Origin of the sequence: Flavobacterium hydrocarbonoxydans, from assembly GCF_009789235.1 — a bacterium.
GTDB classification, from domain to species: Bacteria; Bacteroidota; Bacteroidia; order Flavobacteriales; family Flavobacteriaceae; genus Flavobacterium; species Flavobacterium hydrocarbonoxydans.
Genome location: NZ_WSTB01000004.1, coordinates 204,289 through 230,095 on the forward strand (window position 1 = coordinate 204,289; position 25,807 = coordinate 230,095).

Annotated in this window: 24 protein-coding genes; 22 read left to right on the forward strand and 2 right to left on the reverse strand. The window is 31.6% G+C overall.

From position 1 onward, the window contains the following. Positions 1–2: 2 nt before the first annotated feature. From GON26_RS08825 to ctlX, 3 genes are all read left to right on the forward strand, one after another. Positions 3–917, forward strand: coding sequence for a dimethylarginine dimethylaminohydrolase family protein (locus tag GON26_RS08825; protein WP_160374446.1), 915 nt, complete (start codon positions 3–5; stop codon positions 915–917). Between the two features lie 67 nt (positions 918–984). Next, on the forward strand, positions 985–1,353 hold the full coding sequence (locus GON26_RS08830) for a four helix bundle protein (protein WP_160374447.1): 369 nt from the start codon (positions 985–987) through the stop codon (positions 1,351–1,353). Between the two features lie 66 nt (positions 1,354–1,419). Then, positions 1,420–2,355 (forward strand): citrulline utilization hydrolase CtlX, encoded by a 936-nt coding sequence (gene ctlX, locus GON26_RS08835; protein WP_160374448.1) that lies wholly within the window; start codon positions 1,420–1,422, stop codon positions 2,353–2,355. A gap of 92 nt (positions 2,356–2,447) precedes the next feature. Here ctlX and GON26_RS08840 read toward each other — a convergent pair whose 3' ends face one another. After that, positions 2,448–2,897 (reverse strand): GNAT family N-acetyltransferase, encoded by a 450-nt coding sequence (locus GON26_RS08840; protein ID WP_160374449.1) that lies wholly within the window; start codon positions 2,895–2,897, stop codon positions 2,448–2,450. Between the two features lie 35 nt (positions 2,898–2,932). After that, entirely contained in the window at positions 2,933–3,562 is a 630-nt protein-coding gene (locus tag GON26_RS08845; RefSeq protein ID WP_160374450.1) for a MarC family NAAT transporter, read from the reverse strand. A 153-nt stretch (positions 3,563–3,715) separates the two neighbouring features. On the opposite strand from GON26_RS08845, the gene GON26_RS08850 reads away from it, so the two are divergent. The 19 genes from GON26_RS08850 (at position 3,716) to GON26_RS08940 (ending at position 25,796) form a co-directional block, all read left to right on the forward strand. Then, on the forward strand, positions 3,716–4,081 hold the full coding sequence (locus GON26_RS08850) for a CoA-binding protein (protein WP_160374451.1): 366 nt from the start codon (positions 3,716–3,718) through the stop codon (positions 4,079–4,081). 181 nt (positions 4,082–4,262) lie between these two features. After that, entirely contained in the window at positions 4,263–4,883 is a 621-nt protein-coding gene (recR, locus tag GON26_RS08855; protein ID WP_160374452.1) for a recombination mediator RecR, read from the forward strand. Between the two features lie 73 nt (positions 4,884–4,956). Next, on the forward strand, positions 4,957–5,748 hold the full coding sequence (locus tag GON26_RS08860) for a polysaccharide biosynthesis/export family protein (protein WP_160374453.1): 792 nt from the start codon (positions 4,957–4,959) through the stop codon (positions 5,746–5,748). Between the two features lie 15 nt (positions 5,749–5,763). Then, a complete protein-coding gene (locus tag GON26_RS08865) occupies positions 5,764–8,202 on the forward strand; it encodes an exopolysaccharide transport family protein (RefSeq protein ID WP_160374454.1) in 2,439 nt (812 codons plus the stop codon). A gap of 15 nt (positions 8,203–8,217) precedes the next feature. Beyond that, positions 8,218–9,207, forward strand: coding sequence for an SDR family oxidoreductase (locus GON26_RS08870; protein ID WP_160374455.1), 990 nt, complete (start codon positions 8,218–8,220; stop codon positions 9,205–9,207). Positions 9,208–9,231: 24 nt separating this feature from the next. Continuing rightward, positions 9,232–10,623 carry a UDP-glucose 6-dehydrogenase gene (locus tag GON26_RS08875; RefSeq protein ID WP_160374456.1) on the forward strand — a complete coding sequence of 464 codons (1,392 nt, stop codon included), beginning with the start codon at positions 9,232–9,234 and terminating at the stop codon, positions 10,621–10,623. An 82-nt stretch (positions 10,624–10,705) separates the two neighbouring features. Next, the gene (locus tag GON26_RS08880) at positions 10,706–11,170 is read left to right on the forward strand and encodes a UpxY family transcription antiterminator (protein ID WP_160374457.1); all 465 of its coding nucleotides are present in this window, start codon (positions 10,706–10,708) and stop codon (positions 11,168–11,170) included. A gap of 296 nt (positions 11,171–11,466) precedes the next feature. Further along, positions 11,467–12,750 (forward strand): nucleotide sugar dehydrogenase, encoded by a 1,284-nt coding sequence (locus GON26_RS08885; RefSeq protein ID WP_160374458.1) that lies wholly within the window; start codon positions 11,467–11,469, stop codon positions 12,748–12,750. Positions 12,751–12,762: 12 nt separating this feature from the next. Continuing rightward, a complete protein-coding gene (locus GON26_RS08890) occupies positions 12,763–13,770 on the forward strand; it encodes a mannose-1-phosphate guanylyltransferase (protein ID WP_160374678.1) in 1,008 nt (335 codons plus the stop codon). 13 nt (positions 13,771–13,783) lie between these two features. Beyond that, the gene (gene rfbB / locus GON26_RS08895; protein ID WP_160374459.1) at positions 13,784–14,830 is read left to right on the forward strand and encodes a dTDP-glucose 4,6-dehydratase; all 1,047 of its coding nucleotides are present in this window, start codon (positions 13,784–13,786) and stop codon (positions 14,828–14,830) included. A gap of 56 nt (positions 14,831–14,886) precedes the next feature. Then, the gene (locus tag GON26_RS08900; RefSeq protein WP_160374460.1) at positions 14,887–17,283 is read left to right on the forward strand and encodes an SLBB domain-containing protein; all 2,397 of its coding nucleotides are present in this window, start codon (positions 14,887–14,889) and stop codon (positions 17,281–17,283) included. 21 nt (positions 17,284–17,304) lie between these two features. Beyond that, positions 17,305–18,381 carry a Wzz/FepE/Etk N-terminal domain-containing protein gene (locus tag GON26_RS08905; protein WP_160374461.1) on the forward strand — a complete coding sequence of 359 codons (1,077 nt, stop codon included), beginning with the start codon at positions 17,305–17,307 and terminating at the stop codon, positions 18,379–18,381. A gap of 59 nt (positions 18,382–18,440) precedes the next feature. Then, positions 18,441–19,454 (forward strand): NAD-dependent epimerase/dehydratase family protein, encoded by a 1,014-nt coding sequence (locus GON26_RS08910; protein WP_160374462.1) that lies wholly within the window; start codon positions 18,441–18,443, stop codon positions 19,452–19,454. After that, positions 19,447–20,706 (forward strand): oligosaccharide flippase family protein, encoded by a 1,260-nt coding sequence (locus tag GON26_RS08915; RefSeq protein WP_160374463.1) that lies wholly within the window; start codon positions 19,447–19,449, stop codon positions 20,704–20,706. The genes GON26_RS08910 and GON26_RS08915 overlap by 8 nt, the downstream gene beginning before the upstream one ends. Before the next feature lie 6 nt (positions 20,707–20,712). Beyond that, complete coding sequence (locus GON26_RS08920; protein ID WP_160374464.1) at positions 20,713–21,561, forward strand: polysaccharide pyruvyl transferase family protein; 849 nt, start codon at positions 20,713–20,715, stop codon at positions 21,559–21,561. A gap of 29 nt (positions 21,562–21,590) precedes the next feature. Then, positions 21,591–22,760, forward strand: coding sequence for a glycosyltransferase (locus tag GON26_RS08925; protein ID WP_160374465.1), 1,170 nt, complete (start codon positions 21,591–21,593; stop codon positions 22,758–22,760). 39 nt (positions 22,761–22,799) lie between these two features. Then, positions 22,800–24,104 (forward strand): hypothetical protein, encoded by a 1,305-nt coding sequence (locus GON26_RS08930; RefSeq protein WP_160374466.1) that lies wholly within the window; start codon positions 22,800–22,802, stop codon positions 24,102–24,104. Beyond that, on the forward strand, positions 24,104–25,207 hold the full coding sequence (locus GON26_RS08935; protein WP_160374467.1) for a glycosyltransferase: 1,104 nt from the start codon (positions 24,104–24,106) through the stop codon (positions 25,205–25,207). Before GON26_RS08930 ends, GON26_RS08935 begins: the two co-directional genes overlap by 1 nt. Further along, positions 25,197–25,796, forward strand: coding sequence for an LbetaH domain-containing protein (locus GON26_RS08940; RefSeq protein ID WP_160374468.1), 600 nt, complete (start codon positions 25,197–25,199; stop codon positions 25,794–25,796). Before GON26_RS08935 ends, GON26_RS08940 begins: the two co-directional genes overlap by 11 nt. Positions 25,797–25,807: the final 11 nt, after the last annotated feature.

Below are 25,807 nucleotides of genomic sequence, written 5' to 3' on the forward strand. Positions count from 1 at the left end.
TTATGTTGCAATTAAATATAAAGAACGAAACGTCAAGACTGCGGGCAGTGGTTTTGGGTTCTGCCGTTCATAATGGGCCAACTCCTTCTGTAGATGAAGCCTATGATCCCAAATCGTTGGAGCATATTAAAGCAGGAACTTATCCTGTCGAAAAAGATATGGTTGCTGAAATGGAGGCTTTTAGTGCTGTTTTTCAAAAATACGATGTACAAGTTTTTCGTCCGGAAATGATCGAGAATTACAATCAGATTTTTGCCAGAGATATTGGTTTTGTAATTGATGACACTTTCGTGAAATCGAATATCTTGCCAGACAGAGAACGCGAATTAGACGCTATTCAATATGTAATAGATCAGATTGATCCTCTAAAAGTGGTTCGTCCACCAGAAGAAGTTCATATCGAAGGCGGTGATGTGATGTTGTGGAATGACCATATTTTTATTGGGACCTATAAAGGAAGCGATTATAAAGATTACATCACGGCCAGAACCAATATGCAAGGTGTGAATTACATCAAAGAATTGTTCCCTAACAAAATTGTCAAAGAATTTGATTTGGTTAAATCAAAATTAGAAGCTCGTGATAACGCTTTGCACTTAGATTGCTGTTTTCAACCCGTAGGAAAAGACAAAGGAATTATTTATAAAAGAGGTTTTCGCGAAGAGGCAGATTATTTGTATTTGGTCAATCTTTTCGGAAAAGAAAATCTATTTCATATCGAAAGAAACGAAATGTATCACATGTTTTCGAATATATTTTCGATAGATACCAATGTGTTAGTTTCTGAGAAAAATTTCACAAGATTAAACAATTGGTTACGTGCAAAAGGTTTTACAGTAGAAGAAATTCCTTATGCCGAAATAGCCAAACAAGAAGGTTTGTTGAGATGTTCAACACTTCCATTGATTAGAGATTAAGAAAAGTTGTGAGTTTTGGGTTGTGAGTTATGAGTTTTGAAATGCGGATAAATATGAAGATGAATTAATGAAGAGTTATAGAGATTTAGATGTTTACAAAATTGGATTAGAATTGTTTTATAAGGTTCATCCATCATCATTAAAACTGCCCAAATACGAATTGTATGAGCTCGGAAGCCAAATAAGAAGATCTTCAGATTCGGTAGTTTCAAATATAATTGAAGGTTATGGAAGGAGAAGATATAAAGCAGATTTCGTAAAATTCCTAGTTTACTCACATTCAAGTTGTCTCGAAACAATTGGCCATTTAGAAAAAATAGCAAAACTTTATCCAGATTGCTTTGCTGATATGGATGAATTAATAAATAATTATGAAGGGTTAGGAGGTAAAATATTTAATTTTATAAAATACGTAGAAGAGAATTGGAAAAACTGATTTGATTTAATCGGAATTAATTTAAAACTCACAACGCATAACTCAGATCCCACAACAAGAATAAACATGAAACAAACAACAAATGCAATCGTAATGATTCGTCCAGTTGCTTTCAGAATGAATGAGCAAACGGCTGTCAATAATTATTATCAAAAAGTATTAGACGGACTTTTGCCAAGTACCGTAAATGCGAAAGCCCAACAAGAGTTTGATACTTTCGTAGAAAAACTAAGAGCAGTTGGAGTTGATGTTACCGTTATCGAAGATTCTTTAGAGACCGATACGCCAGACAGTATTTTCCCGAATAACTGGGTTTCTTTTCATGAAAATGGAGATGTAGCCTTGTATCCAATGTTTGCCGAAAATCGACGTCAGGAACGTCGCGAAGATATTTTAGACACACTTGAAGATAAAGGTTTCGAGATTACCAATATCATGGATTATACTTCTGCAGAAGAAGACGGAATTTTCCTTGAAGGAACAGGAAGTTTACTTTTGGACAGAGCCAACGGAAAAGCCTATTGCGCTTTATCGCCTCGTGCAGATGAAGAATTATTTATCGAATTCTGTGAAGATTTTGATTATGCACCCATAATTTTCGAAGCTTTTCAGACTGTTGATGGCGAAAGAAAATTAATCTATCATACCAATGTGATGATGTGTTTGGGTGAAACTTTCGCCGTTATTTGTGCCGATAGCATCGACGATAAAAAAGAACGCAAAATGGTACTGGAAAACCTGAAAGCAGATAATAAAGAAGTTATTTTGATAACAGAAGCACAAGTAAATAACTTTGCTGGAAATATGTTAGAAGTTCGTGGTACAAACGACAAACGTTATCTTGTCATGAGCGCATCGGCTCACCAGATTTTAACGCCAAAACAAATTGAGCAATTAGAAAAACATGCCGAAATTTTAAGTTCAAGTCTGGATACCATCGAAGCCTGCGGGGGTGGAAGTGCCAGATGTATGATGGCCGAGGTTTTCTTGCCAAGAAGCTAAAATTTTAATTTTCAATAAAAAAAATCCAAATTCCAAACTGAAATATTCAGCTTTTGGAATTTGGATTTTTTGTTTTTAATTATTTTTAAGTTTTAATTTTGTTTGTAAACTTCGGGATTATACAATTCCATGTAGAATTCCGGATTAGGTAATTTTGTAAAATTATATTTTTCATAAAGCCATTCAGCTGTAGAAGTCAATAAAATCCAACGGCGTAAACCTTGTAAATTAGGATGGTGCATCACTTGTTCCATCAAAGCTTTCGAAAGACCTTTTCCTCGATGTTCATCCAAAACATAAATATCTCCTAAATAAGCAATCGTAGCAAAATCTGATATTACACGTGCAAAACCAATTTGTGCATTTTTATAAAATAATCCAAAATTAAGAGAATTTTCAATCGAAGTTTTCATGGTTTCAAAAGGAATATTATCACTCCAACCCGATTTTTTTGATAAGAAATCATGAATGGCATCAAGATCTAATTTACTTTTATCAGTTGTAATGGTGTAATCTCCAAAAGAGAAATTAATTTCTTTCATTTTTTTTAGGCTATGAATTAAGGTTAATACCAGATTTACATCAAATTTCCTTTGATAATATTGATGATCGAACTCACGATATATTGAATTCCGATGGAGATTACAATAAAACCAACAATTCTCGAAATAGCCACAATTCCGGATGCACCTAATATTCTGGCCAAATAATGGGCGCTTTTTAGAATCGCAAAAATCGCAATTGCAATGGCAGCAATCGCTAATACCGAAAAGATTATTTCATTCATTTCGTGATGCTCCTGATAAAAAGCAATCAATAACGAAATAGAGCCAGGTCCGGCCAACATCGGGATTGCAAGTGGTGTCAAGGCAATGTCATTACGTTGTTGTACTTCGTTTTCAATCTTTTTATTAATACCGCGTTTTTTATTGAATTTTCCGGAAAGCAACGAAAACCCCGAATTTACAATCACAATTCCGCCGGCAATTCTAAGCGCATCAATACTAATTCCGAAAAAAGTCAAAACGTATTGACCAATAAAAAACGAAACTATCAAAATGATAAAAACGTTTATGGCGGTCCAAAGCGAAATTCGGGAACGCTCCTTTTGAGAGTCATGCTGGGTAAGTCCCACAAAAATCGGAACGGTACCAATTGGGTTTAAAACAGAAAAAAGAGCGGCAAATAAATAAATGAATAAATCCATATTGTTTTGGGTTAGTCAAGTAAAAATAGTCATTTTTTAGTTTTTGATAGCAAATTAATGTTAGGATATTGTTTTTTATGGCTTTCAATTCAAAACCAAATACCTAAAATAAGCTCATTCTTTTTGATTACTTTTGTAACATATTTTAAAACAATGAAAAACAAAAAAACTTTAGTTCTGGGAGCAAGTACAAAACCAGATCGTTACGCTTTTAAGGCAATTAATAAATTAGTCGAAAAAGGACATACCGTTTTGGCAATTGGTCAAAATACCGGAGAAGTAGCCGGAGTAAAAATTTACACCAAAGCCATTCCGGTAAAAAACATAGACACCGTAACTTTATACCTGAATCCTGCACGTCAGCGCGAATATTACAATTACATCATCGAGGCACAGCCAAAGCGAGTTGTTTTTAATCCAGGAACCGAAAATCCAGAATTTTATCAATTATTGGAGCTAAACAATATCAAATCCGAAGTAGCTTGTACCTTGGTTTTATTGGCTACCAATCAATATTAGTTTTTTTAGGAGCTATTCCCGCTATACACTACAATCTTTTGTGCCGAACCCCGGCACAAAAGGATTTTCGTTTCTATCGGGGCTAGAAGTATCATTTAGCGAGAAGTTTCATGATCCGAAGAAGATTCATTTTAGCCACCGTAAGTCCTACTAAATCATTTAAAATGTTATTTTTGTCCTCATGGAATTTTCATCAAAATTAATAGAAAAAGCAGTCAACGAAATGTCGCAATTACCAGGGATTGGCAAGCGTACAGCATTACGATTGGTTTTGCATTTATTAAAACAGCCTAAAGAACAAACCGGTTTTTTGTCTCAGGCACTTTTAAATATGCGTGAGGATATTAAGTTTTGCGAAAATTGTCATAATATTTCAGATACAAAAGTTTGTGAAATCTGTGCCAATCAGGCCAGAAACCATCAGACTATTTGTGTAGTCGAAGATATTCGCGATGTTATGGCGATTGAAAATACCGGACAATACAAAGGAATTTATCACGTCTTAGGAGGTAAAATTTCTCCAATAGAAGGCGTAGGGCCAAGCCAGTTGAATATCACGACTTTGGTCGAAAAAGTAAAATCAGGGACAGTTGTCGAAATTATTTTCGCACTAAGTTCAACGATGGAAGGCGATACGACCAATTTTTATATTTACAAACAAATTGCCGAAACAGAAATTATGATTTCAACCATAGCCCGAGGAATTTCGGTTGGTGACGAATTAGAATATGCTGATGAAGTAACGCTTGGGAGAAGTATTTTGCACCGGGTACCATTCGAAAAAACATTTAAAAATAATTAAACCAGAAGCCAAATAAACATTACATTTTCAATTGATTAATGTATGGAGTATATTTGTGAACAAAATTTAAAGAATGACCAGAAACTGTTTTTATATCCTCGTATTAATTAGTGTTTTTTTTACCTCCTGTATTCCGGTAAAAGATTTGCATTATTTGCAAGATAAAAATTCTTCAGCAGAACAAAATAATATTACTGCTGTAGAATCTAAACCGTATCGTGTGCAGGTAAATGATATTTTGAGTGTCAATATAAAAGCGATAGATCCAAAATTAGTAGCGATTTTTAATACTACCGAAGCTGTTGGTAACACAGGAAGGTCAGAATCAAGTTTGTATTTTGATGGTTTTACGGTGGATGATCACGGAAATATAAGAATGCCAATTTTAGGAGACATTAATGTTATTGGGTTTACTCTAGAAGAAGTACGGCTTAAAATAGAGAAAAAGTTACTCGAAGAATATTTTAAAACCGAAGCGAATATTTTTGTTACGGTAAAATTAGCAGGCTTTAGATATACTATCAATGGTGAGGTAGGTAGTACCGGAACTAAAACCTTATATCAGGAACATGTAAATGTTATGGAAGCCATTGCAAATGCAGGAGATATTACAACTGTTGGAAATAGAAAAGCAGTAACGATCATTAGACAATCTCCTACCGGAGTGCTGATGCAGGATCTCGACCTGACGGATGTTAATGTAATGAAATCACCGTATTATAATTTACAACCCAACGATTATATTTATGTAAAACCATTACGCCAAAAAACATGGGGTACTGGACAGACTGGAATTCAGTCTATAGGGACTATTATTACTTTACTGTCTTTGGCTACAACGGTTTATCTGATTTTGAAAAATTAAAAACGAAACTAAAAAATGTTAGATATAAAAGATTTTTCGATTTTTGAAAACCAGTCAAGTTTTGACTTCAAAGGTTTTTTACTCAAAATTGGAAGCTATTGGAAGTGGTTTTTAGCAAGTTTAATCATTGCATTTACAATTGCTTATCAGGTCAATATCCGTAAAGAAAAAATTTACGGGATGCAAACCTTGATTTCTATCAAAGAAGAAAGTAACCCGTTTTTTACTTCTAATACCAGTCTGGTTTTTAACTGGGGAGGAATTTCGGATCAGGTAAATGGTATTTCTACTATTTTGCAATCAAGATCACATAATGAGTTAGTGGTCGATAAATTAAGCTTTTATATTGATTACCTGGAACAGGGAAAATATAATTTAGTCGATGTTTATGGAGCAGTTCCTTTTTATGTAGAGATAGATAAAACGAAAGGGCAGATTTTAAACACTCTTGTAGGGATTAAATTTTTAAGTGCGAATGAATACGAGATTCGAATTCCATTTGAAAACAATTCGGTTTCGCTGATAACTTATGCAACAAATTCTCAGAGTTCTACTGCGGTTGAACCTACAGAATTTGTAAAAAAATACAAAGTAGGAGATCAGGTCGTTTTACCTTTTTTAAATTGGAAATTACAAATTACAGACAATCCCGGATTTTATAAAGGAAAAGAGTATTTTGTTAGGTTTAAAGATTTCGATGCTACTGTATCGCGTTATAAAAATATTAGTGTAGATGCGGATAGTAAGGCTGGTTCTATACTAAATTTGTCTATGCAGGGAACAAATAAGGCCAGAATGGTTGATTATTTGAATTCGACAGTAAGAATGTTAATCAAAATCCAGCTTGATGGTAAAAACCAATTTGCAACCAATACAATCCGTTTTATAGATAGCACGCTTGTTAACATGGAGGCACAGCTTAAAACTACCGGTAATGAATTGAAATCTTTCAGAAAAGATAAAAATATCTATGAAGTCGAAGATGGCGGAGCTAAAGTTTCAGAAAAAATTATCAGTTTCGATTTAGAAAGAGATCAGATTAATCGAAAAATAGCCTATTATAATTCTTTAAAAACATATTTAAATAATAGTGTAGATTATTCAAGATTGCCAGCGCCATCTGTTGCTGGTATTGAAGATCCTAATGTAGTGACTAATGTCTCAAAATTGATAGCGCTTTCTACACAACGTTCAGAAATGGCCTATGCGGTAAAAAGTGAAAAAATTTTTAAAGATTTTGATAACCAGATGAAAGCGGTTAAAAACGTTTTGATCGAAAACATCACATCTGCTAAATCTGCCTTACTTTATGATTTAGCCTTGGTTAATGCTAAAATTGGAGAATCTGAAAGTGCGATAAAAAAACTTCCTGAGGAGCAGCAAGAATTACTGAAGATAAAGAGGAAATACGATTTGAATGATAATATTTACAGCGAATTTCTTCAAAAACGTAACGAAGCTGAAATCGTGAAAGCTTCTAATTTATCGGATATTCATTTTATTGATCCTGCAAAGGATATTGGTGGCGGACTAATAGGACCCAAAACGTCTGTGAATTATATTTTGGCTTTGTTTTTAGGGATATTAATTCCTTTAATTTTTATTTTCTTACTCTTTTTTATTAATAATTCGATTCAAAATACAGACGATATTAGCAAATTAACAAAAATTCCATTACTTGGAGTGGTGGGGGTAAATAAAGGAGACGTTAGTTTAGCTGTATTTGACAAACCAAAATCAGCACTTTCAGAAGCCTTTAGGACTATTAGGTCTTCATTACAGTTTTTGTATAAAAAGCAGCAACTTAGTGGGGCAAAAACCTTGATGATAACATCATCGATTAGTGGTGAAGGAAAAACATTTTGCTCCATAAATATTGCAACAGTGTTTGCGTTAAGTGATAAAAAAACCGTTATTGTAGGACTCGATTTAAGGAAGCCGAGATTGGCGGATGAATTTGAGCTGACTACAGAAAAAGGAGTTGTAAATTATTTAATTAGACAAAATTCCTTAGAAGAAATAACAAATAAAACACAGGTTCCTAATCTGGATGTAATTCTTTCAGGGCCAATTCCGCCAAATCCTTCAGAGCTGATTTTGACAGATGCTATGAAAGAATTTATGGAAGAATTAAAACAAAAATACGATTATATTATTCTGGATACACCACCCGTTGGCTTGGTTTCTGATGCACTTGAATTAGCTCAGTTTAGCGATGTGACGCTCTATATTGTGAGGCAAAATTATACGAAAAAAGACATGATAACGTTATTAAATACCCGTGTAAAAAGAGGGGAACTGAATAATATAAGTATCGTTTTGAATGGTTTTGAGAATAAAGCAAAATATGGTTCAGGTTATGGTTATGGCTACGGAAATTATTCAAACGGTTACCATGAAGAAGAATTGAAGCCTGGTTTGTTAAAAACGATTCTGTCAAAATTCAAAAAATAATCAATCCAATATTAGATGGAAGAAACAATTCAAAATACAATACTTATTACAGGTGGAGCAGGATTCATTGGTTCGAATTTATGTGAGTATTTTTTGGAGTCTGGTTATAAAGTTATTTGTTTAGATAATTTTTCAACCGGACATCGTTATAATTTAGAAGCATTTATAACACATCCTGATTTTAAATTGATCGAAGGCGACATACGTAATATCTCAGATTGTCAATTAGCAGTAGAGGGTGTAGATTATGTTTTGCATCAGGCTGCTTTGGGTTCTGTTCCAAGATCCATTAATGATCCTGTTACAACCAATGATGTGAATGTTTCTGGTTTTTTGAACATGCTAGTTGCGGCTCGGGATGCTAACGTAAAACGATTCGTTTACGCCGCTAGTTCTTCTACCTACGGAGATTCCGAAGGTTTGCCAAAAGTTGAGGAGGTGATAGGTAAGCCATTATCGCCTTATGCAATTACAAAATATGTAAATGAATTGTATGCTGAAATTTTTAGTAAAACGTATGGTTTGGAAACTATTGGTTTGCGTTATTTTAATGTTTTTGGAAGAAAGCAAGATCCAAAAGGTGCTTATGCTGCAGTAATTCCTAAATTTGTGACCCTATTAATGAATCATGAAAGTCCTGTGATTAATGGTGATGGAAATTATTCCCGGGATTTCACTTATATAGACAATGTGATTCAGATGAATAAACTGGCTATTTCGACAACAAATCCTTTGGCTATAAATACGGTTTATAATACTGCATTTGGAGATAGGAATACATTGAATGATTTGGTAAAATATTTAAAAGAATATTTAGCAGAATTCGATTCTGAAATTGCAAATGTTGAAGTTATTTATGGTTCGAATAGAGTTGGGGATATCCCACATTCGTTAGCCAGTATAGAGAAAGCGAAAACATTATTAGGGTATAATCCTAAGTATTCATTACAAGAGGGCTTAAAAGAAGCTGTAACCTGGTATTGGAATAATTTGAAGAAAAATTAAATAAAATAATTAAATTTTGATAAAATGAAAATCACAAAAATTTGCTGTATTGGAGCTGGTTATGTTGGAGGGCCAACAATGGCAGTTATTGCACAAAAATGTCCACATATTCAAGTGACCGTAGTTGATTTGAACGAACAAAGAATTCAGGCTTGGAACGATCCTAACACAGATAATATTCCGATTTATGAACCTGGATTGTCAGAAATTGTTGCTGAAGCAAGAGGAAGGAATCTTTTCTTTTCAACAAATGTTGAAAAAGCAATAGAGGAAGCTCAGGTTATATTTATTTCAGTAAATACACCAACTAAAACTTATGGTAAAGGTAAAGGGATGGCGGCAGATTTAAAGTACATTGAATTGTGTGCAAGACAAATTGCGAAAGTGGCTAAAGATAATAAAATTGTTGTCGAAAAATCTACTTTACCAGTGCGTACTGCCGAAGCTATAAAAAGCATTTTAGACAATACAGGAAATGGGGTGCAATTTCAAATTTTATCCAATCCTGAGTTTTTAGCAGAAGGAACTGCCGTAACTGATTTGTTAAATCCGGATAGAATTTTAATTGGTGGTGATACAACTCCTGAAGGGGAAGACGCTATAGAAGCACTAGTTGAAGTATATTCGAATTGGGTGGATAGGGATAAAATCCTAACGACTAATGTTTGGTCTTCAGAATTGTCTAAGCTAACCGCAAATGCTTTTCTTGCGCAAAGAATTTCTTCGATAAATGCCATGTCTGAATTATGCGAAAAAACGGGAGCCGATGTAAATGAAGTGGCAAGAGCAATCGGAATGGATAGTCGTATTGGTCCAAAATTTTTGAAATCGTCAGTTGGTTTTGGAGGATCTTGTTTTCAGAAAGATATTTTAAACCTTGTTTATATCGCTAAGTCTTACGGATTAAATGAAGTAGCCGATTATTGGGAGCAGGTGATTATTATGAATGATCATCAAAAAAGAAGATTTTCAAGTAACATTGTCCAAACATTATATAATACAGTTGCTGATAAAAAAATAGCATTTTTGGGTTGGGCTTTCAAAAAAGACACCAATGATACAAGGGAATCAGCAGCAATTTATGTGGCTGATGATTTAATAAACGAACAAGCTAAAATTTCAGTTTATGACCCGAAAGTTGGAAGAAATAAAATACTAAATGATTTAGATTATTTAGAAACCAGATCTGCTGAAGTGAATTCAAATGCAATAGTAACATTCGATAATGCTTATGCAGCCTGTGAAAATGCCCACGCAATAGCTGTTTTGACAGAATGGGATGAGTTTATCACTTACGATTGGAAAAAAATATACGATTCAATGCAAAAGCCAGCCTTTGTTTTTGATGGAAGAAATATTTTAAATGCAAAAGAGTTAACGCAAATTGGATTTGTTTATCAGGGTATAGGTTCTTAGGTAATATTGATTAAGAATAATTTGTAATGGAATACAACGGGCAAGTGCTTTAAGATTGTTTTATTTCGATAAATAAAAAAATATGAATTGGTACGTAGTATATACTAAACCTAAGTGGGAAAAAAAAGTTTCAGACAAACTAAATCAATTAGGTATAGAATGTTACTGCCCGTTAGTTACCAGAATAAGACAATGGTCGGACAGAAAAAAAAAGGTAGAAATGCCTCTTTTTAATTCCTATGTGTTTGTGCGATTGCAAGATTCTGATCGAAACCAAATATTTCAGGCTTCTGGTATAGTCCGTTACTTGTTTTGGTTAGGTAAACCTGCAATTGTCAGGGATGATGAAATAGAAATTATTAAAAAAAGCCTTGCGTCAGATAGTGTTTATGATGTATTGATTTCTCCTCATCAAAAAGGGGATAGAATAAAATTAGATTCGGGAGTCTTTAATAATCAAAATGCAATTGTTCAGGAAGTTTCTAAAACCTATTATATAGTTGTTTTAGAATCTCTGGGATGTGTGTTAAAAATAAAATATAAATAAGGGTATAGATTTAAATACAGGGTTTTATATATTGTAATGCTGAATTTTTGAATTTTTCCTTTTTTAAATTTTTTATTTATTTTATAAGTTATATTGCAATTTTGTTGTCTGATTAATAAGATGTTATGCTTTGTGTTTAAAATTCTTTCGTTTGCTAATAAATGGTTATTGAATAAATTGACTTATTGTGTTATATTTGCCAAAAATGACTTTAAGGGTTGTCTGCGTCAAATAAATGTGACTCGGAAGGGCGAAGCCGTGTGATGAGATGAGTAAAGCAAACAAAAACAAATAAAATGAGTACAAACATAAAGGTGGCCGTTGTAGGTTTAGGTTATGTTGGTTTGCCTTTGGCTAGGTTATTTGCTACAAAATATTCGGTAGTTGGGTATGATATCAACGACTCTAGAGTTGCTTCTTTGAAGAAAGGAACAGATACTACATTAGAAGTAGATGATATTACTTTGCAAAAAGTGCTTGTCGATAAATCTTCTGAAAATATAGGGCTTTATTGCACCTCTGACGTACAAGAAATCTCGGAGTGTAATTATTTTGTGATAACAGTCCCTACGCCAGTAGATAAAAATAATCGTCCTGATTTGACACCTTTGTATAAATCTAGTGAAACAGTTGGTAAAGTACTTAAAAAAGGAGATATTGTAATTTACGAATCGACTGTTTACCCAGGAGTAACAGAAGAGGAATGTGTTCCCGTCTTAGAAAAGGTTTCCGGATTAAAATTTAATGAAGATTTTTTTGCAGGATATTCCCCTGAAAGAATAAATCCAGGAGATAAAGAACATACTGTAGAAAAAATACTTAAAGTAACTTCAGGCTCAACACCTGAAATTGGACTAAAAGTGGATGCCCTCTATAAATCAGTTATCACAGCAGGTACCTATTTAGCTCCAACTATTAAAGTAGCAGAAGCTGCAAAAGTAATCGAAAACTCGCAAAGAGATATTAATATTGCTTTCGTCAATGAATTAGCTAAAATATTCAATTTGATGAATATTGATACACAGGAAGTTTTGGCTGCTGCAGCTACTAAATGGAACTTTTTGCCTTTCAAACCAGGATTGGTTGGAGGTCATTGTATAGGCGTAGATCCGTATTATTTAGCTCAAAGGGCTCAGGAATTTGGCTATCACCCTGAAATAATTTTAGCAGGACGCCGTTTAAATGATAGCATGGGCGAATATATTGCTTCTCAGGTTGTTAAATTAATGATTAAAAAAGGAATTACTGTTAATGGTGCAAGTTTATTGATGCTTGGAATTACCTTTAAAGAAAATTGTCCGGATGTTCGTAATACCAAAATAGTAGATGTTGTAAAGGCATTAATTGAGTATGGAATAAAAGTGACAATTTATGACCCGTTGGCTAATGTTGAGGAAGTAAAAAAAGAATATGAATTGCTTACATTGCAAAAAGTGCCTAATGAAAAATTTGACGCTGTGGTGTTAGGTGTAGCTCATAATGAGTTTTTAAATTTAAATTTTTCAGATTTACAAAATGAGAACAGTTTGTTGTATGACGTAAAAGGAGTTTTAGGTTCTACTGCAGATAATAGACTATAATTTAAAAAAAAACTGATTTTGAATAATTCAATAACACACGTGATTTTAACAGGAGGAGTGGGAAGCAGGCTTTGGCCGCTTTCTCGCAAAAGCCAGCCCAAACAGTATTTAGAAATATTTGAAGGGAAGTCTTTGTTTGAAATGACTGTAGAGCGTAATAGTCATTTAGCCCACAAAGTAATGGTTGTAGGAAACGTAGAGAACCATCATTTGAGCGGTAAAGTAATGGATAAGACTAAAACGCCATATATTAATATTGTAGAGGCTACTCCACGTAATACTGCAGCTGCTATTGCTTTTGCAGCATTTGCATCAGAGCCTGAGGATATTTTAATTATAACGCCATCTGATCATATCATTGATAAAATGGACGATTATAATAACGCAATTAACGAAGCCATTTCAAAAGCGCAAGAAGGTTTTATTGTCACTTTTGGAATAATTCCTACTAAACCTGAAACGGGTTATGGTTACATAGAATCAAAAGGTGACAAAGTTATTTCTTTTAGAGAAAAACCTAACGAAACAACTGCTAAAGATTTTATCGCAAGAGGGAATTTTCTTTGGAATAGTGGGATGTTTTGCTTTAAAGCTAGTGTTTTACTCGATGAATTAAAACAGTTTCAACCTGATATTTATGAAAAATCTAAACTTGTTTGGGAATCGAGTAAGGAAGGTTTCTTAGATTTTGAATCATCAATGGAAATACCTTCAATCAGCATTGATTATGCTGTAATGGAACGTAGTAAAAAAATAAAAGTGGTTCCAGCAGCATTTTCTTGGTCAGATTTAGGATCTTTTGAATCTGTTTATGATTATTTAGTTTCCAAAGGACATGAAGTTGATAAAAGCGGTAATATGGTTATAGGATGTGATAAATATACTGCTTTTTTGGGGTTGAAAAATACTATTTTTGTTTCAACAGCTACTGCAAATCTAATTTTGCAAAAAGAAAATTCACAAGATGTTAAAGATATTTATTGTGAATTAGAACGTAATAATTCAGATTTACTAAATTAATCGAAATTTGAAAATGAAAAAAATTCTTATAACTGGAGGTGCTGGTTTTATTGGGTCGCATGTAGTGAGGAAATTTGTAAATAAATATCCGGAATATCAAATTTTTAATTTAGATGCCTTGACTTATGCAGGTAATCTTGAAAATATAAAAGATATCGAAAATAAATCCAATTACACTTTTGTAAAAGGGGATATTGTGGATGAATCTTTTATAACTGAACTTTTTTCAATACATAATTTTGATGGAGTTTTGCATTTGGCTGCTGAATCCCATGTAGATCGTTCTATTGAGGATCCTTTAGCTTTTGTTAAAACGAATGTTATAGGAACTATGAATTTATTGAATGCAGCAAAAAATCAATGGAAAAATAATTTTGAAGGTAAAAGATTTTATCATATTAGTACAGATGAGGTTTATGGTTCTTTAGGAGCTGAAGGATTGTTTACAGAAACTACACCCTATGATCCTAATTCTCCTTACTCTGCTTCAAAAGCAAGTTCAGATCATTTTGTAAGAGCTTATGGTGAAACATACGGATTACCTTATGTATTAACTAATTGCTCTAATAATTACGGATCTTATCATTTTCCAGAAAAATTAATTCCACTTTTTATAAATAATATTATAAATAATAAACCATTACCAGTTTATGGAGATGGTAACTATACTCGTGATTGGCTTTTTGTTGAAGATCATGCTATTGCAATTGATTTGGTTTTTCATGAAGGTAAAAACCATGAGACTTATAATATTGGAGGTTTTAACGAATGGAAGAACATTGATTTAGTCAAATTGTTGTGCCAAATTATGGATACTAAATTAAATAGAAAAGAAGGAACTTCTAAAGAGTTAATTACTTACGTGAAAGATAGGCCAGGGCATGATTTACGTTATGCCATAGATGCAACAAAGATTAATAAAGAATTAGGATGGAAACCTTCGGTAACTTTTGAAGAAGGTTTAGAGAAAACAATTAATTGGTATTTAGCAAATGAGCAGTGGTTGCAAAATGTAACTTCAGGCGCTTATAAAGAATATTATCAAAAGCAATATTCTTAAGATAAAAAAACAATAACTCCGATTTGTTTAAATTGGTTTTTAACTTTTATGTAATAATGAAAAAAATAATTTTAAGATTAATATTCATTCTGATTTTTTTAGGAACTTTTCAAATTCATGCTCAAGACATATTGCAAGGAAAAGATTTAAGCTCTGTTAAAATTGATGCTCTTTCTGATAGTGATATAGTAAAGATTAAAAATCAATTGCAAACAAATGGTACTTCAATAGAACAAATGGAACCAGTGGCTTTGTCAAGGGGAATGAGTAAAGTAGAATACGATAAATTAAAAGTTAGAGTAAATGGAATTTCAGGAAATAGTGGCTTGATACAAACACAATCCAGTATTGAAGAAGTTGAGAGATCTCAAGAGCCAATTAATACTAAAAAGCAAAAAGATTCTGAAAATGAATTAATTTTCGGATCAGAATTATTTGATAATCCAACTTTGGATTTTGCACCCGATCTAAAAATGGCAACTCCAGTAAATTATATTTTGGGGCCAGGTGACGAATTACAAATTAGTATTTATGGTGTTCAGGAGTACAATACAACTGTATTAGTAAGTTCTGAAGGAAAGATTAGTATTCAGTTCGTTGGCCAGATTTCTGTATCAGGAATGACAATTGAGGCTGCAACTCAAAAAATAAAATCTTCTATTTCAAAAATTTATAGTACTGTAAGTTCTGGACAGTCACAAGTTAGTATTACCTTGAGCAAGATACGTACTATTCGTATAACAATTGTAGGAGGGAAGCAGCCAGGGAATTATGCTGTTTCTTCATTGGCAACCGTTTATAATGCATTACATTTAGCTGGAGGACCTGGTAAAAATGGAAGTTATAGAAATATTGAATTGATTCGAAATAATAAGGTTTATAAAAATATTGATATTTATCGGTTTTTAGTCAAAGGAGATCAATCCGATAATCTTGGACTTAAAGAGAATGATGTAATCAGGATTCCAACTTATTCTCACCGCGTTATTATTAATGGTGAGGTTAAGCGACCTGGTATTTTTGAAATGAAAAAAGATGAATCTTTTTTAGATTTATTAAATTTTGCATCAGGATTTAATGATTTTGCTTACACAGCTTCGGTTAATATTCAGCAAAAAACGGCAAAAGAATTAAAAGTTACAGATATTAACGAAAGTGAATATGGAACTTATAAGCCTAAAGCGGGAGATGTTTTTAGAGTATCCCGAATTTTAGACCGTTTCGAAAATCGTATTAAAATTGATGGTGCTGTTTTTAGACCCGATACCTATTCATTTTCTGAAGGGATGAGAGTTTCGGATTTAGTAACTAGAGCAGAAGGATTAAAAGAAGATGCTTATAGTAAAAGAGCAAGAATAATTCGTTTAAAGTCAGATCTTACTAGTGAAATAATTAATGTAGATTTAGAAGCAGCATTATCAGGAGATTTAAATGCAGATATTGAACTTAAAAGAGAAGATGTCGTTACAGTATATTCAATTTTAGATTTTAAAGAAGAATACAAAGTTACTATAGATGGAGAGGTTAAAAACCCAGGTGTATATAAGTTTTATGATAATTTGACTTTGAATGATTTGGTTGTCCAAGTTGGTGGTTTAACTGGTTCTGCAGCTAAGCGTGTAGAAATAGCAAGGATGATAAAATCTGATGAAATTAATAACAATGATCCAAGAAGAGTTGAAGTTATTAATTTAGAGTTAACTCCAGAAAATAATGAACAGGTTAAGAATTATATACTTATGCCTTTTGATGTCATCAATATTAGAAGGGTAGCTGTTTATGAAAAACCTCAATTAGTAGAAATTAGCGGTGCGGTTACTTACCCAGGTAAATATGTTTTGGCAAACAAAAAAGAGACGGTATATAGTATTGTTATTCGTGCAGGAGGATTAACCTCAATAGCTAATATTGAAGGAATGAAAATAAAGAGACCTATAAATAAAGATCAGCTATCAGAGATCGCAAATACTTCTGTTGACTCTCTAAAAGATGATTTGGTAAATAAATTAAAAAACGAGGTTAAATACGCTACTATACCGGTGAATTGGGAAGAAATTTTGAAAGACACCAACCATTATTCTAATGTTACATTATTTCCAGGAGATAAAATTGAAGTATCTACTTTTAATGAAGGAGTAAAAGTAGTTGGTAATGTACTTTTAACCTCTGAAATACCTTATAGAAAAGGAAAGAATTTTAATTATTACTTAAGTGCAGTTGGGGGTGTTAATAGTAAAGGCTGGAAGAGAAAGGCTTATATTATTTACCCTAATGGAAAAGCTGCAACTATAGGGTCTTTTTTATTTTTCAGGTCTTATCCTAAAGTTTTACCAGATTCTCAAATTGTAGTTCCAGAAAAGCCCGAAACAACAAAAATGAGTACTGGAGAATGGGTAAGTATCGGTAGTGTTATAACGAGTTTGGCGTTATTAATTGTTACAGCTTTTAGATAAATAAATTAAGGGGTTTTATATATGAATAATAGTTCAAAGAATGACGATGAAGTTTCGTTAAAAGAATTACTTGGGAAATTAAAAGAATGGTTTGATTACTTACTTCTAAAATGGAAAGTTATTGTATTAGTCGGAATTATAGGAGCTATTTTAGGTTTGACGTTTTCGTTTATTAAAAAACCGAACTATACTGCTAGTTTATCATTTGCTTTAGAGGAGAGCGGTAGCTCGGGAGGAGGCTTAGGAGGTGCTCTAGGATTGGCTAGTCAATTTGGTTTTGATGTTGGCGATAGCTCTGGAGGAATGTTTGCTGGAGCTAATTTAACTGAGGTGTTTAAGTCTCGTTCAATGGTTGAAAAAACATTGTATACTTCTGTGAAAATAGGAGGTAAAACGACTTCATTAGCAGAAATTTTTATCAAAGAAAATGGTTGGAGAGAAAAGATGGATGAAGATCCTAAGCTGAAGAACATCCATTTTATAAAAAAAATGAAACCTAATGATAATAGTTTAAGAGCTCAGGATAGTATCTTGGGGTTGATTTATAAAGATTTATTAAAAAAGAATTTAAGAGTAGAACAGAAGGACAAAAAAGTGTCAATAATTGATATTGATATGATTTCTACAAATGAATTGTTTTCAAAATTGTTTGCAGAATCATTGGCAAAAGTGGTTTCGGATTTTTATATTGATACGAAAAGTAAAAAAGCACGAATGAATATGGATATTTTAGAACGCCAAACAGATTCTATTCGGGCTGAACTCAATGGTGCAATTACAGGTGTTGCTGTCGCTAATGATAATACTTTTAATTTAAATCCAGCATTAAATATTCGTAGAACACCTTCTGTAAAAAGACAAGTTGATGTACAGGCTAATGGAGCAATTTTGACTGAGTTAGTCAAGCAAACTGAACTAGCAAAGGTTACTTTACGTAGAGAAACACCTTTAATACAAATAATTGACAGCCCAATTTTACCTCTGGCAAACGATCAGTTGAGTAAACTTAGCGGTCTGTTTATTGGAGGCCTTTTAGGTGGTTTTTTAACTGTATTTTTTTTAATTGCTAAAAGGGTTTTACAATCTTTTATTGATTAAATATATTGTACTGGTTTTTTAAATTGATGGATATAATAATAGTAAAAACAAAATAATTCATGAAGTTATTAGTAACAGGAGCAGCTGGTTTTATTGGTTATCATTTAGTAAAAGCTTTATTAAAAGAAAATATTGAAGTTGTAGGGATTGATAATATTAATGATTACTATGATGTAAATTTGAAGTTCTCTCGCTTAGAACAATCTGGAATTGATAGGAATTTATTATCAAATAATAATGAATTAATAGTTAGTAAATTTCATCCTAATTATCAATTTGCAAAAACAGATATTACAGATTTGGTTAGTTTAGAAAACCTATTCAAGGATCAAAAATTTACGCATGTTGTTAATCTTGCCGCTCAGGCAGGTGTACGTTATTCGCTTATTAACCCTCATGCATATGTACAAACAAATATAGCTGGGTTTGTGAATATTTTAGAGTGTTGCAGATATAATAATATAAAACATTTTGTATACGCATCAAGTTCTTCTGTATATGGCGAAAATAAAAAAATTCCATTTTCTGAAGATGACAGGGTAGATAATCCAATAAGTTTGTATGCTGCAACTAAAAAAAGTAATGAATTAATGGCATTCACTTATAGTCATTTATATCAGCTGCCAACAACCGGTTTAAGGTTTTTTACGGTATATGGACCTTGGGGCAGACCAGATATGGCTCCTTTTCTTTTTGCTGACGCTATTCTGAAAGAGAAGCCTATAAAGGTTTTTAATAATGGTGAGATGCTACGTGATTTTACCTATATTGATGATATCGTAGAAGGAATTGTAAAATGCTTAAATGTTGTTCCTGAACAGGACCAAAAAGCATCCGTTTATAACATAGGAAATTCAAAACCAATAAATTTGATGGAATTTATTTCTGTTCTGGAAAATTCCTTAGAAAAAAAAGCAGTAAAAGAATTCTTGCCTATGCAAGATGGAGATGTCAAAGTTACTTATGCTGATACTACCAAGCTCAGTAATGCAACCAATTATAAACCTAGTGTTGAACTGGTTGATGGTGTAAAAGAATTCTCCTTATGGTTTAAAAAATATCATAATGATTAAAAAAGTTACGGGTTTACTTAAAAGTAAAAAATCAGTAATTGAAAATTTTTCTTATCTGAGTATTTTTCAGATTTTCAATATTTCTTTTCCGTTACTTACAATGCCCTATTTATTATCTGTTCTAGGTAAAGAAACATATGGATTAGTTGTTTTTACTCAAACTTTTGTTAGTTACTTTTTAGTACTGGTAAATTTTGGATTTAACTTATCTGCAACAAAAGAAGTATCAATAAATAGAGATGATAAAAACAAGCTTTCTGAAATTGTAAGCAGTATTTTGATAATAAAAGGTGTGTTCTTTTTATTGTCATTTGTTATTATGTATGTCATTTTGTTTTTTTTAAAAGAATCAAATGATTTTGTAATTCTTTCCTTTTTAACAATGTATTTATGTCTTTACGAATGGATGTTTCCTGTTTGGTACTTTCAGGGAATTGAAAAAATGAAATACATAACATTTATCAATTTAACTAGCAGGCTTTTCTTCTTTGTTTTTGTTTTCATTGCCATTAAAGATAAAAATGATTATCTGATGTGGCCTATAATCAATGGAATTGGATGTTTAATAGCTGGATTAATATCATTATATGTGGTTTTTTATCAGCATGGTATATCTTTTAGATGGCAGAAAAAGGAAACATTAATACATTACATTAACGATAGTAAATTTTTGTTTTTTGGAAATATTGCCGGCAAAGCTAAATTAATAAGCAATCGAATGTTTATTGGAATTTTTATAGGCATGAGCAGCGTAGCTATTTATGATATTGTTGACAAGCTTAAGGATGTATCAATGGTTTTTCTACAGCTTATAGTGGATGTCATGTTTCCGAAATTTGCCAAACATAAAGACCCGAAATTAGTAAAAAAGACTATTAGATTATTAGTTGCATTAAGTGTTTTTTGTTATTTATTCATAGGGTTATCCTTGTATTTTATTGTCCCCATTTATTTTAAAAACTATATTGAGGTTGTTAGTATATTCTGGGTTTTAGGATTAATGATAATATTTCAGCCAATGAACTATTTATTTGGCATTGGTGTTTTGATAGTAAATGGATTAATTAAACAATATTCAATAAATTTATATCTGTCTGCATCTGTATATCTGCTGTCAATTTTGGCAGTATATCTATTAGCTTCTATTGATATTTATACCCTTTCTTTTTGTTTGGTTTTTTCAGCTTTCATTGCTGTACTAAATAATATAGTAGTTGCAAAAAAACATAAACTAACAAACTGGATTTATTAATTTTTTATGAGAAAACAAATTATAGAATTTGCTTTAGATAAATCAACGTTGAAATCTAAAAGTATTGTAAACGTTCATCGATTAAATACACATAATAGTGGCGATTTAATGTGCGCCCCTTATTTATATTTTGATGAATTAAAAGGATATGATAAACTGGATATTTTAGATTACAAATTGCACAATCCTTCAAAAATTGTTAATTGGGTTAAAGAACTTCTAGAAAATGATGTAGTATTAGGGGGTGGGGGTTTACTGGATAGACATAGTTTCGAAGAAAGTATTGCCTTTTTGAATATTTTAATGAAAAAAGGGCGAAAAGTTGTTCCGTGGGGCGTTGGACATAATAATCCATCTTTTACTGCAAGTGATACTTTTTATAAACAAATAGCTGAATTTAAACTCATCGGAATTAGAGACGATAATATACTGGGAACTGATTGGGTACCTTGTGTAAGTTGTATGAATCCCGTTTTTGATCATAATTATGAAGTGAAATTTGACGTTGGAATAATTGGCCATGAAAACATTACCATCGGAAATTTTGATGGATTACCTTATATACCTAATAATTCTAAATTCGAAGATTTAATTCAGTTCATTGGAAGTGTTGAAACTGTAGTTACAAATAGTTATCATGCGATGTATTGGGGAATGTTAATGAAGAAAAAGGTCATTGTAATACCTAACTCTTCTAAAATGTTTAGTTTTAAATACAAAGTTCCAATTTGTAATGATATAACTAGATTTAAAGATTACTTAAATAAAACAATTGTATATGATGAGCTCCTACAGGAATGTAGAGAAGCTAATTCTAAATTTTCACACAAAGTATTTGATTTTTTAAATTTGTAAAAGAGCAAACACTAAAGGAATACTATTTTATGAATATATTAATAAATTTACTATCTAGTTTAAAAAGCTCGACAGATCCTTTTCATGGAGGCAATGAATATACAAACACGATAATAAGTGACTTGATTAAAAGAAATCATGAGATACAAAAAAAAATGTTTTTTTATTGTAATTCTGAGCTTTCTATAGATCAAGATTTATTACAGGAAATAAAAAATGATGCTCATTGTCAATTGGTTTTTAATACAGATGTTAAAAGTATTTCTGAAGTAATTACAAAATACGCTATAGATAGATTATTCGACCCTTTAGGCATTAGCTTAAGCGGTTCTCATCTAAAAGATATTGAGGTTATTTATACAATACACGGATTAAGATATATTGAAACACCTACTGATATCAATGAATATTTTTTAGAAAGTAAGTTGAAATTTTTATTTAAAACTATTTTTTCTAGTCTATATAAAAAAAAGGTAATTAAAGGATACCAGAATGCGATTGAACTTAATGCGAAAACTAAAAAGTTGATTGTAGTTTCTGAGCATACTCGTAATAGTATCTTAGCACAGTTTAATACAGATCCTAAAAACATTCAAGTATTTTATAGTCCTGAAAAGCTTTATACCAAGATTAGCAATAATGATGAAACAGATTTCTTTTCTAAAAACAATGCAATTGAACCTACTAAATATTTTTTAATCGTTAGCTCGAAGCGATGGATAAAAAACACTTATCGGGCTATAAAAGCTTTTGACGAATTGATAGATTCAGGTTTATTAAATTATAAAATTGTACTTACGGGTTCTAACGCCAAAGTTGAAAAACACATAAAAAATAAAGATATGTTTTATACTATGGATTACGTTTCTAAAGCTGAACTTGAGGTTTTATACAAAAATGCTTTTGCATTAGTTTATCCTTCACTTAATGAAGGATTTGGATATCCACCATTAGAAGCCATGAAGTACGGTACTCCAGTGATAGCATCACTAATTACTTCAATACCCGAAATTGTAGGTGATGCCGCATTAGGATTTTGTCCTTTTTCAATAATAGAATTAAAGTCAAAAATTATCTATTTACAAAATGATGATATTTTGTATTCAAATATTAAACAGAAGTCAGTTGAAAGGTATAGCGTTGTAAGTGATCGCCAAAAAAAGGATCTGGTTAAACTTATTAATGTTGTTTTAGAGTAAATGAGGCCGATTTCAAAAAAACTTTTTCAAATAATAACAATGTTGATTTTTTTTATCAACATTGTTATTATTTCCTTAATTGATTTAGGTACGTTAATCTCTTTTACTTATACAATTGCGGTTTTTTATTTGTTTGTATTCTTTTTTAAATCGGAAGAATTTCTCTTAAAGAATTTTTTTGTTATTCAATTATATATACTTCTAGCTATAATTCTCTTTCAGATACAGAAATTTGTAATGTCTGATTGGTATGGTTTTTCAGGTGATTATGGAGGTATTGGTACAGACGACAGTAGGTTTTATGGAGGAGTAACAACAAATGTATCGAGTATTCCTTACGGAGCAAGAAGCTATCAGGGAATGGAACATAGTTTTGTTACGTTTCTTAAATATCTTTATCCATTTCAGGTTAATCATCCATTGAGTATTATAATACCTAATCTTTTAGGAATTTGTTTTATACCTCACTTTACCTATAAAGCTGCTTTAGCATTAACAAAAGACATAAAAGTTAGCGAAATAGCTTTTAAACTTGTTTTGGTTTGCCCTTTTATTCTTTCCAATGGTCTTATTTTAATGCGTGATGGATGGACAGCATTTTTTATGATTTTAGGATTGTATCATTTTTTCGCAGGTAATATTATAAAGTACATTATTACTTTGTTCTGTTTAATGACAGTTCGGGTTGGTTCAGGTGTATTATTGTTAGTAGTGCCTTTTTTTTATATGTCTAAAATAATATTTTCAGGAAATGTTAATAAAGTTTTTTTAAGAATTGTTTTAGGTACTGCTTTTTGTTTTGTTTTTATTATTGTTGGCTTACCTTTTTTACTAGATTATTTGGTGTCAAAAGGAATTTCAGGTTTTGCCAGAGAAGAATTTGTTGAGAATTTCATTGCTAAAGCAGATGATAGCTCTATTATATATTCAATCTATAATATGCCAATGTATCTTAAATTACCCATTGGATTTGTATTTTTTTTATTCCTTCCATTTACTAAAATTGAATTTTTTACACAAGGAGTTTTTAATGCAAGAAGCGTTATGTTCACAACGATAATGCCTATTTTGCAAATTTTTTATTTTAAATATTTCTTTTCCGGAATTTTTTATGCTTTTAGAAAAAATGAACCTCATATAAAAAAAGTCGTTTATATCTATGGTGTTTTAATTATTATAATTAGTCAATTGTCTATTCAGCCTAGACATAAAACAGGTATTATGCCTTTTTTTTATATTTTAGTAGCGTACGGAATTGTAAATAATAATAAATTAAGTAACCAATTTGGTTCCTTGATAATGGCAGCCTTAATTTTAATGCAAATGTTTATATTGTTAAAATAATGAAACTTATAATTAATACAGTTAATTTACAAATTGGAGGTGCATTTCAAAGATCTGTTTCCTTTTTAAATGAGTTAAAAACTTTCGGAGAAGATGACTATTATGTTTTTTATAATGAAAATATAAAAAAGCAAATTAAAATAGAAGAGTTTCCAGAAAACTTTAAATTCTATTATTTTGAAAATAGTCCAGCTTCTTTAAAATTTAGAAAAAAAATAGTCTCTCAATTCAATAAGCTAGAATCTGAAATTAATCCAGATACCGTTTTTTCTTTTGTTGGGCCAGCTTATTGGAGACCAAAAAAGCCTCACTTAGTTGGTTTTGGTGTTCCGCATATTGTATATGATGATTATAAATATGTAAAGCAATATTCGCTTAAAACTAAACTAGAAATGGTTTATAAAAAATTCTGGACTAAAAAAGAAGCAGATTATTATGTAGTACAAACAGAAGATGTTAGAAAAAGACTTGCACAAAGATTAAAAATCTCTGTTTCTAAAGTGTTTCTTGTAAGCAATGGCTTCGGAGAACAATATAAAAATGTTGAAGTTCTAACAGGCAATCATGGTGATACCAAAAAACTGTTGATGATTAGTACTTACAGACCCAGTAAAAATTTCGAAATTATAAATGAAATTATTCCATATTTAAAAAATCAAAAATTTAAATATGAATTTCATATTACGATAAAAGACGAAGATTATAAAAGAGTTTTCGATTTAGATAATAAAGAGGTTGTAAATCATGGACATGTTTTTGCAAAAGATTGTCCTGCGCTTTATAATGAATGTGACGCAATGTTTCTTCCCTCTTTTTTAGAATGTTTTTCAGCTTCTTATCCGGAAGCTATGAAAATGAGAAAGCCCATATTGACATCGGATTTATCGTTTGCATCTACAGTTTGTGGTGATGCTGCTTTGTATTTTAATAATCAAAATCCAAAGGAGATAGCACAAAAAATTATTGATTTATTTAACGATGAAAATGCGGTTCAGGAATTGATAGCGAAAGGAGATGAAAGATTAAAAATATTTGATACCTCAAGAATGCAAGCAGAAAAGTATATTGACATTTGTAAAAAAATAACAAAAAATGATATCTAGATACGGTTTTATAGGTTGTTTAAAATTATTGATGTCTCTAATCTATACTAAACTAGCTTTCAGGCAAGCAAGGTTAATAAGGTTGCCCTTTGATATTAGAAACAAAAAAGCTATAAAAATTGGAGAAAATTTTACTTCAGGTTTTGGGTGTAGAATAGAGGCCTATCCTAAAAAAAATGATAGTAGTCAAATTTTGTTATTTGGAAAAAACGTTGAGATAAACGATTATGTGCATATAGCAGCAGGTGAAAAAATTATAATTGGTGATAATGTTTTGATTGCCAGCAAAGTTTTTATATCGGATATTAATCATGGGAATTACAGTGGAAAAGATTGTGATAGCCCTTTGTCATTGCCAAATAGTCGAAAATTATCAACTAATCCTGTTGTGATCAGTGATAATGTGTGGATTGGAGAAGGAGTTTGTGTTATGGCAGGGGTAACTATAGGTATAGGATGTGTAATTGGCTCTTTATCAGTAGTTACAAAAAGTATTCCTGATTATTCTATTGCAGTTGGCTCACCAGCTAAAGTTATTAAAAAATTTGATTTTGAACAGAACGAATGGATTTCCATCACAGAATCTTAATATTAGAATTT

Coding starts and splice junctions, on each gene's coding strand:
- GON26_RS08825 (WP_160374446.1), top strand. CDS start 3: ATGTTGCAATTAAATATAAAGAACGAAACGTCAAGACTGCGGGCAGTG.
- GON26_RS08830 (WP_160374447.1), top strand. CDS start 985: ATGAAGAGTTATAGAGATTTAGATGTTTACAAAATTGGATTAGAATTG.
- ctlX (WP_160374448.1), top strand. CDS start 1,420: ATGAAACAAACAACAAATGCAATCGTAATGATTCGTCCAGTTGCTTTC.
- GON26_RS08840 (WP_160374449.1), bottom strand. CDS start 2,897: ATGAAAGAAATTAATTTCTCTTTTGGAGATTACACCATTACAACTGAT.
- GON26_RS08845 (WP_160374450.1), bottom strand. CDS start 3,562: ATGGATTTATTCATTTATTTATTTGCCGCTCTTTTTTCTGTTTTAAAC.
- GON26_RS08850 (WP_160374451.1), top strand. CDS start 3,716: ATGAAAAACAAAAAAACTTTAGTTCTGGGAGCAAGTACAAAACCAGAT.
- recR (WP_160374452.1), top strand. CDS start 4,263: ATGGAATTTTCATCAAAATTAATAGAAAAAGCAGTCAACGAAATGTCG.
- GON26_RS08860 (WP_160374453.1), top strand. CDS start 4,957: ATGACCAGAAACTGTTTTTATATCCTCGTATTAATTAGTGTTTTTTTT.
- GON26_RS08865 (WP_160374454.1), top strand. CDS start 5,764: ATGTTAGATATAAAAGATTTTTCGATTTTTGAAAACCAGTCAAGTTTT.
- GON26_RS08870 (WP_160374455.1), top strand. CDS start 8,218: ATGGAAGAAACAATTCAAAATACAATACTTATTACAGGTGGAGCAGGA.
- GON26_RS08875 (WP_160374456.1), top strand. CDS start 9,232: ATGAAAATCACAAAAATTTGCTGTATTGGAGCTGGTTATGTTGGAGGG.
- GON26_RS08880 (WP_160374457.1), top strand. CDS start 10,706: ATGAATTGGTACGTAGTATATACTAAACCTAAGTGGGAAAAAAAAGTT.
- GON26_RS08885 (WP_160374458.1), top strand. CDS start 11,467: ATGAGTACAAACATAAAGGTGGCCGTTGTAGGTTTAGGTTATGTTGGT.
- rfbB (WP_160374459.1), top strand. CDS start 13,784: ATGAAAAAAATTCTTATAACTGGAGGTGCTGGTTTTATTGGGTCGCAT.
- GON26_RS08900 (WP_160374460.1), top strand. CDS start 14,887: ATGAAAAAAATAATTTTAAGATTAATATTCATTCTGATTTTTTTAGGA.
- GON26_RS08905 (WP_160374461.1), top strand. CDS start 17,305: ATGAATAATAGTTCAAAGAATGACGATGAAGTTTCGTTAAAAGAATTA.
- GON26_RS08910 (WP_160374462.1), top strand. CDS start 18,441: ATGAAGTTATTAGTAACAGGAGCAGCTGGTTTTATTGGTTATCATTTA.
- GON26_RS08915 (WP_160374463.1), top strand. CDS start 19,447: ATGATTAAAAAAGTTACGGGTTTACTTAAAAGTAAAAAATCAGTAATT.
- GON26_RS08920 (WP_160374464.1), top strand. CDS start 20,713: ATGAGAAAACAAATTATAGAATTTGCTTTAGATAAATCAACGTTGAAA.
- GON26_RS08925 (WP_160374465.1), top strand. CDS start 21,591: ATGAATATATTAATAAATTTACTATCTAGTTTAAAAAGCTCGACAGAT.
- GON26_RS08930 (WP_160374466.1), top strand. CDS start 22,800: ATGTTGATTTTTTTTATCAACATTGTTATTATTTCCTTAATTGATTTA.
- GON26_RS08935 (WP_160374467.1), top strand. CDS start 24,104: ATGAAACTTATAATTAATACAGTTAATTTACAAATTGGAGGTGCATTT.
- GON26_RS08940 (WP_160374468.1), top strand. CDS start 25,197: ATGATATCTAGATACGGTTTTATAGGTTGTTTAAAATTATTGATGTCT.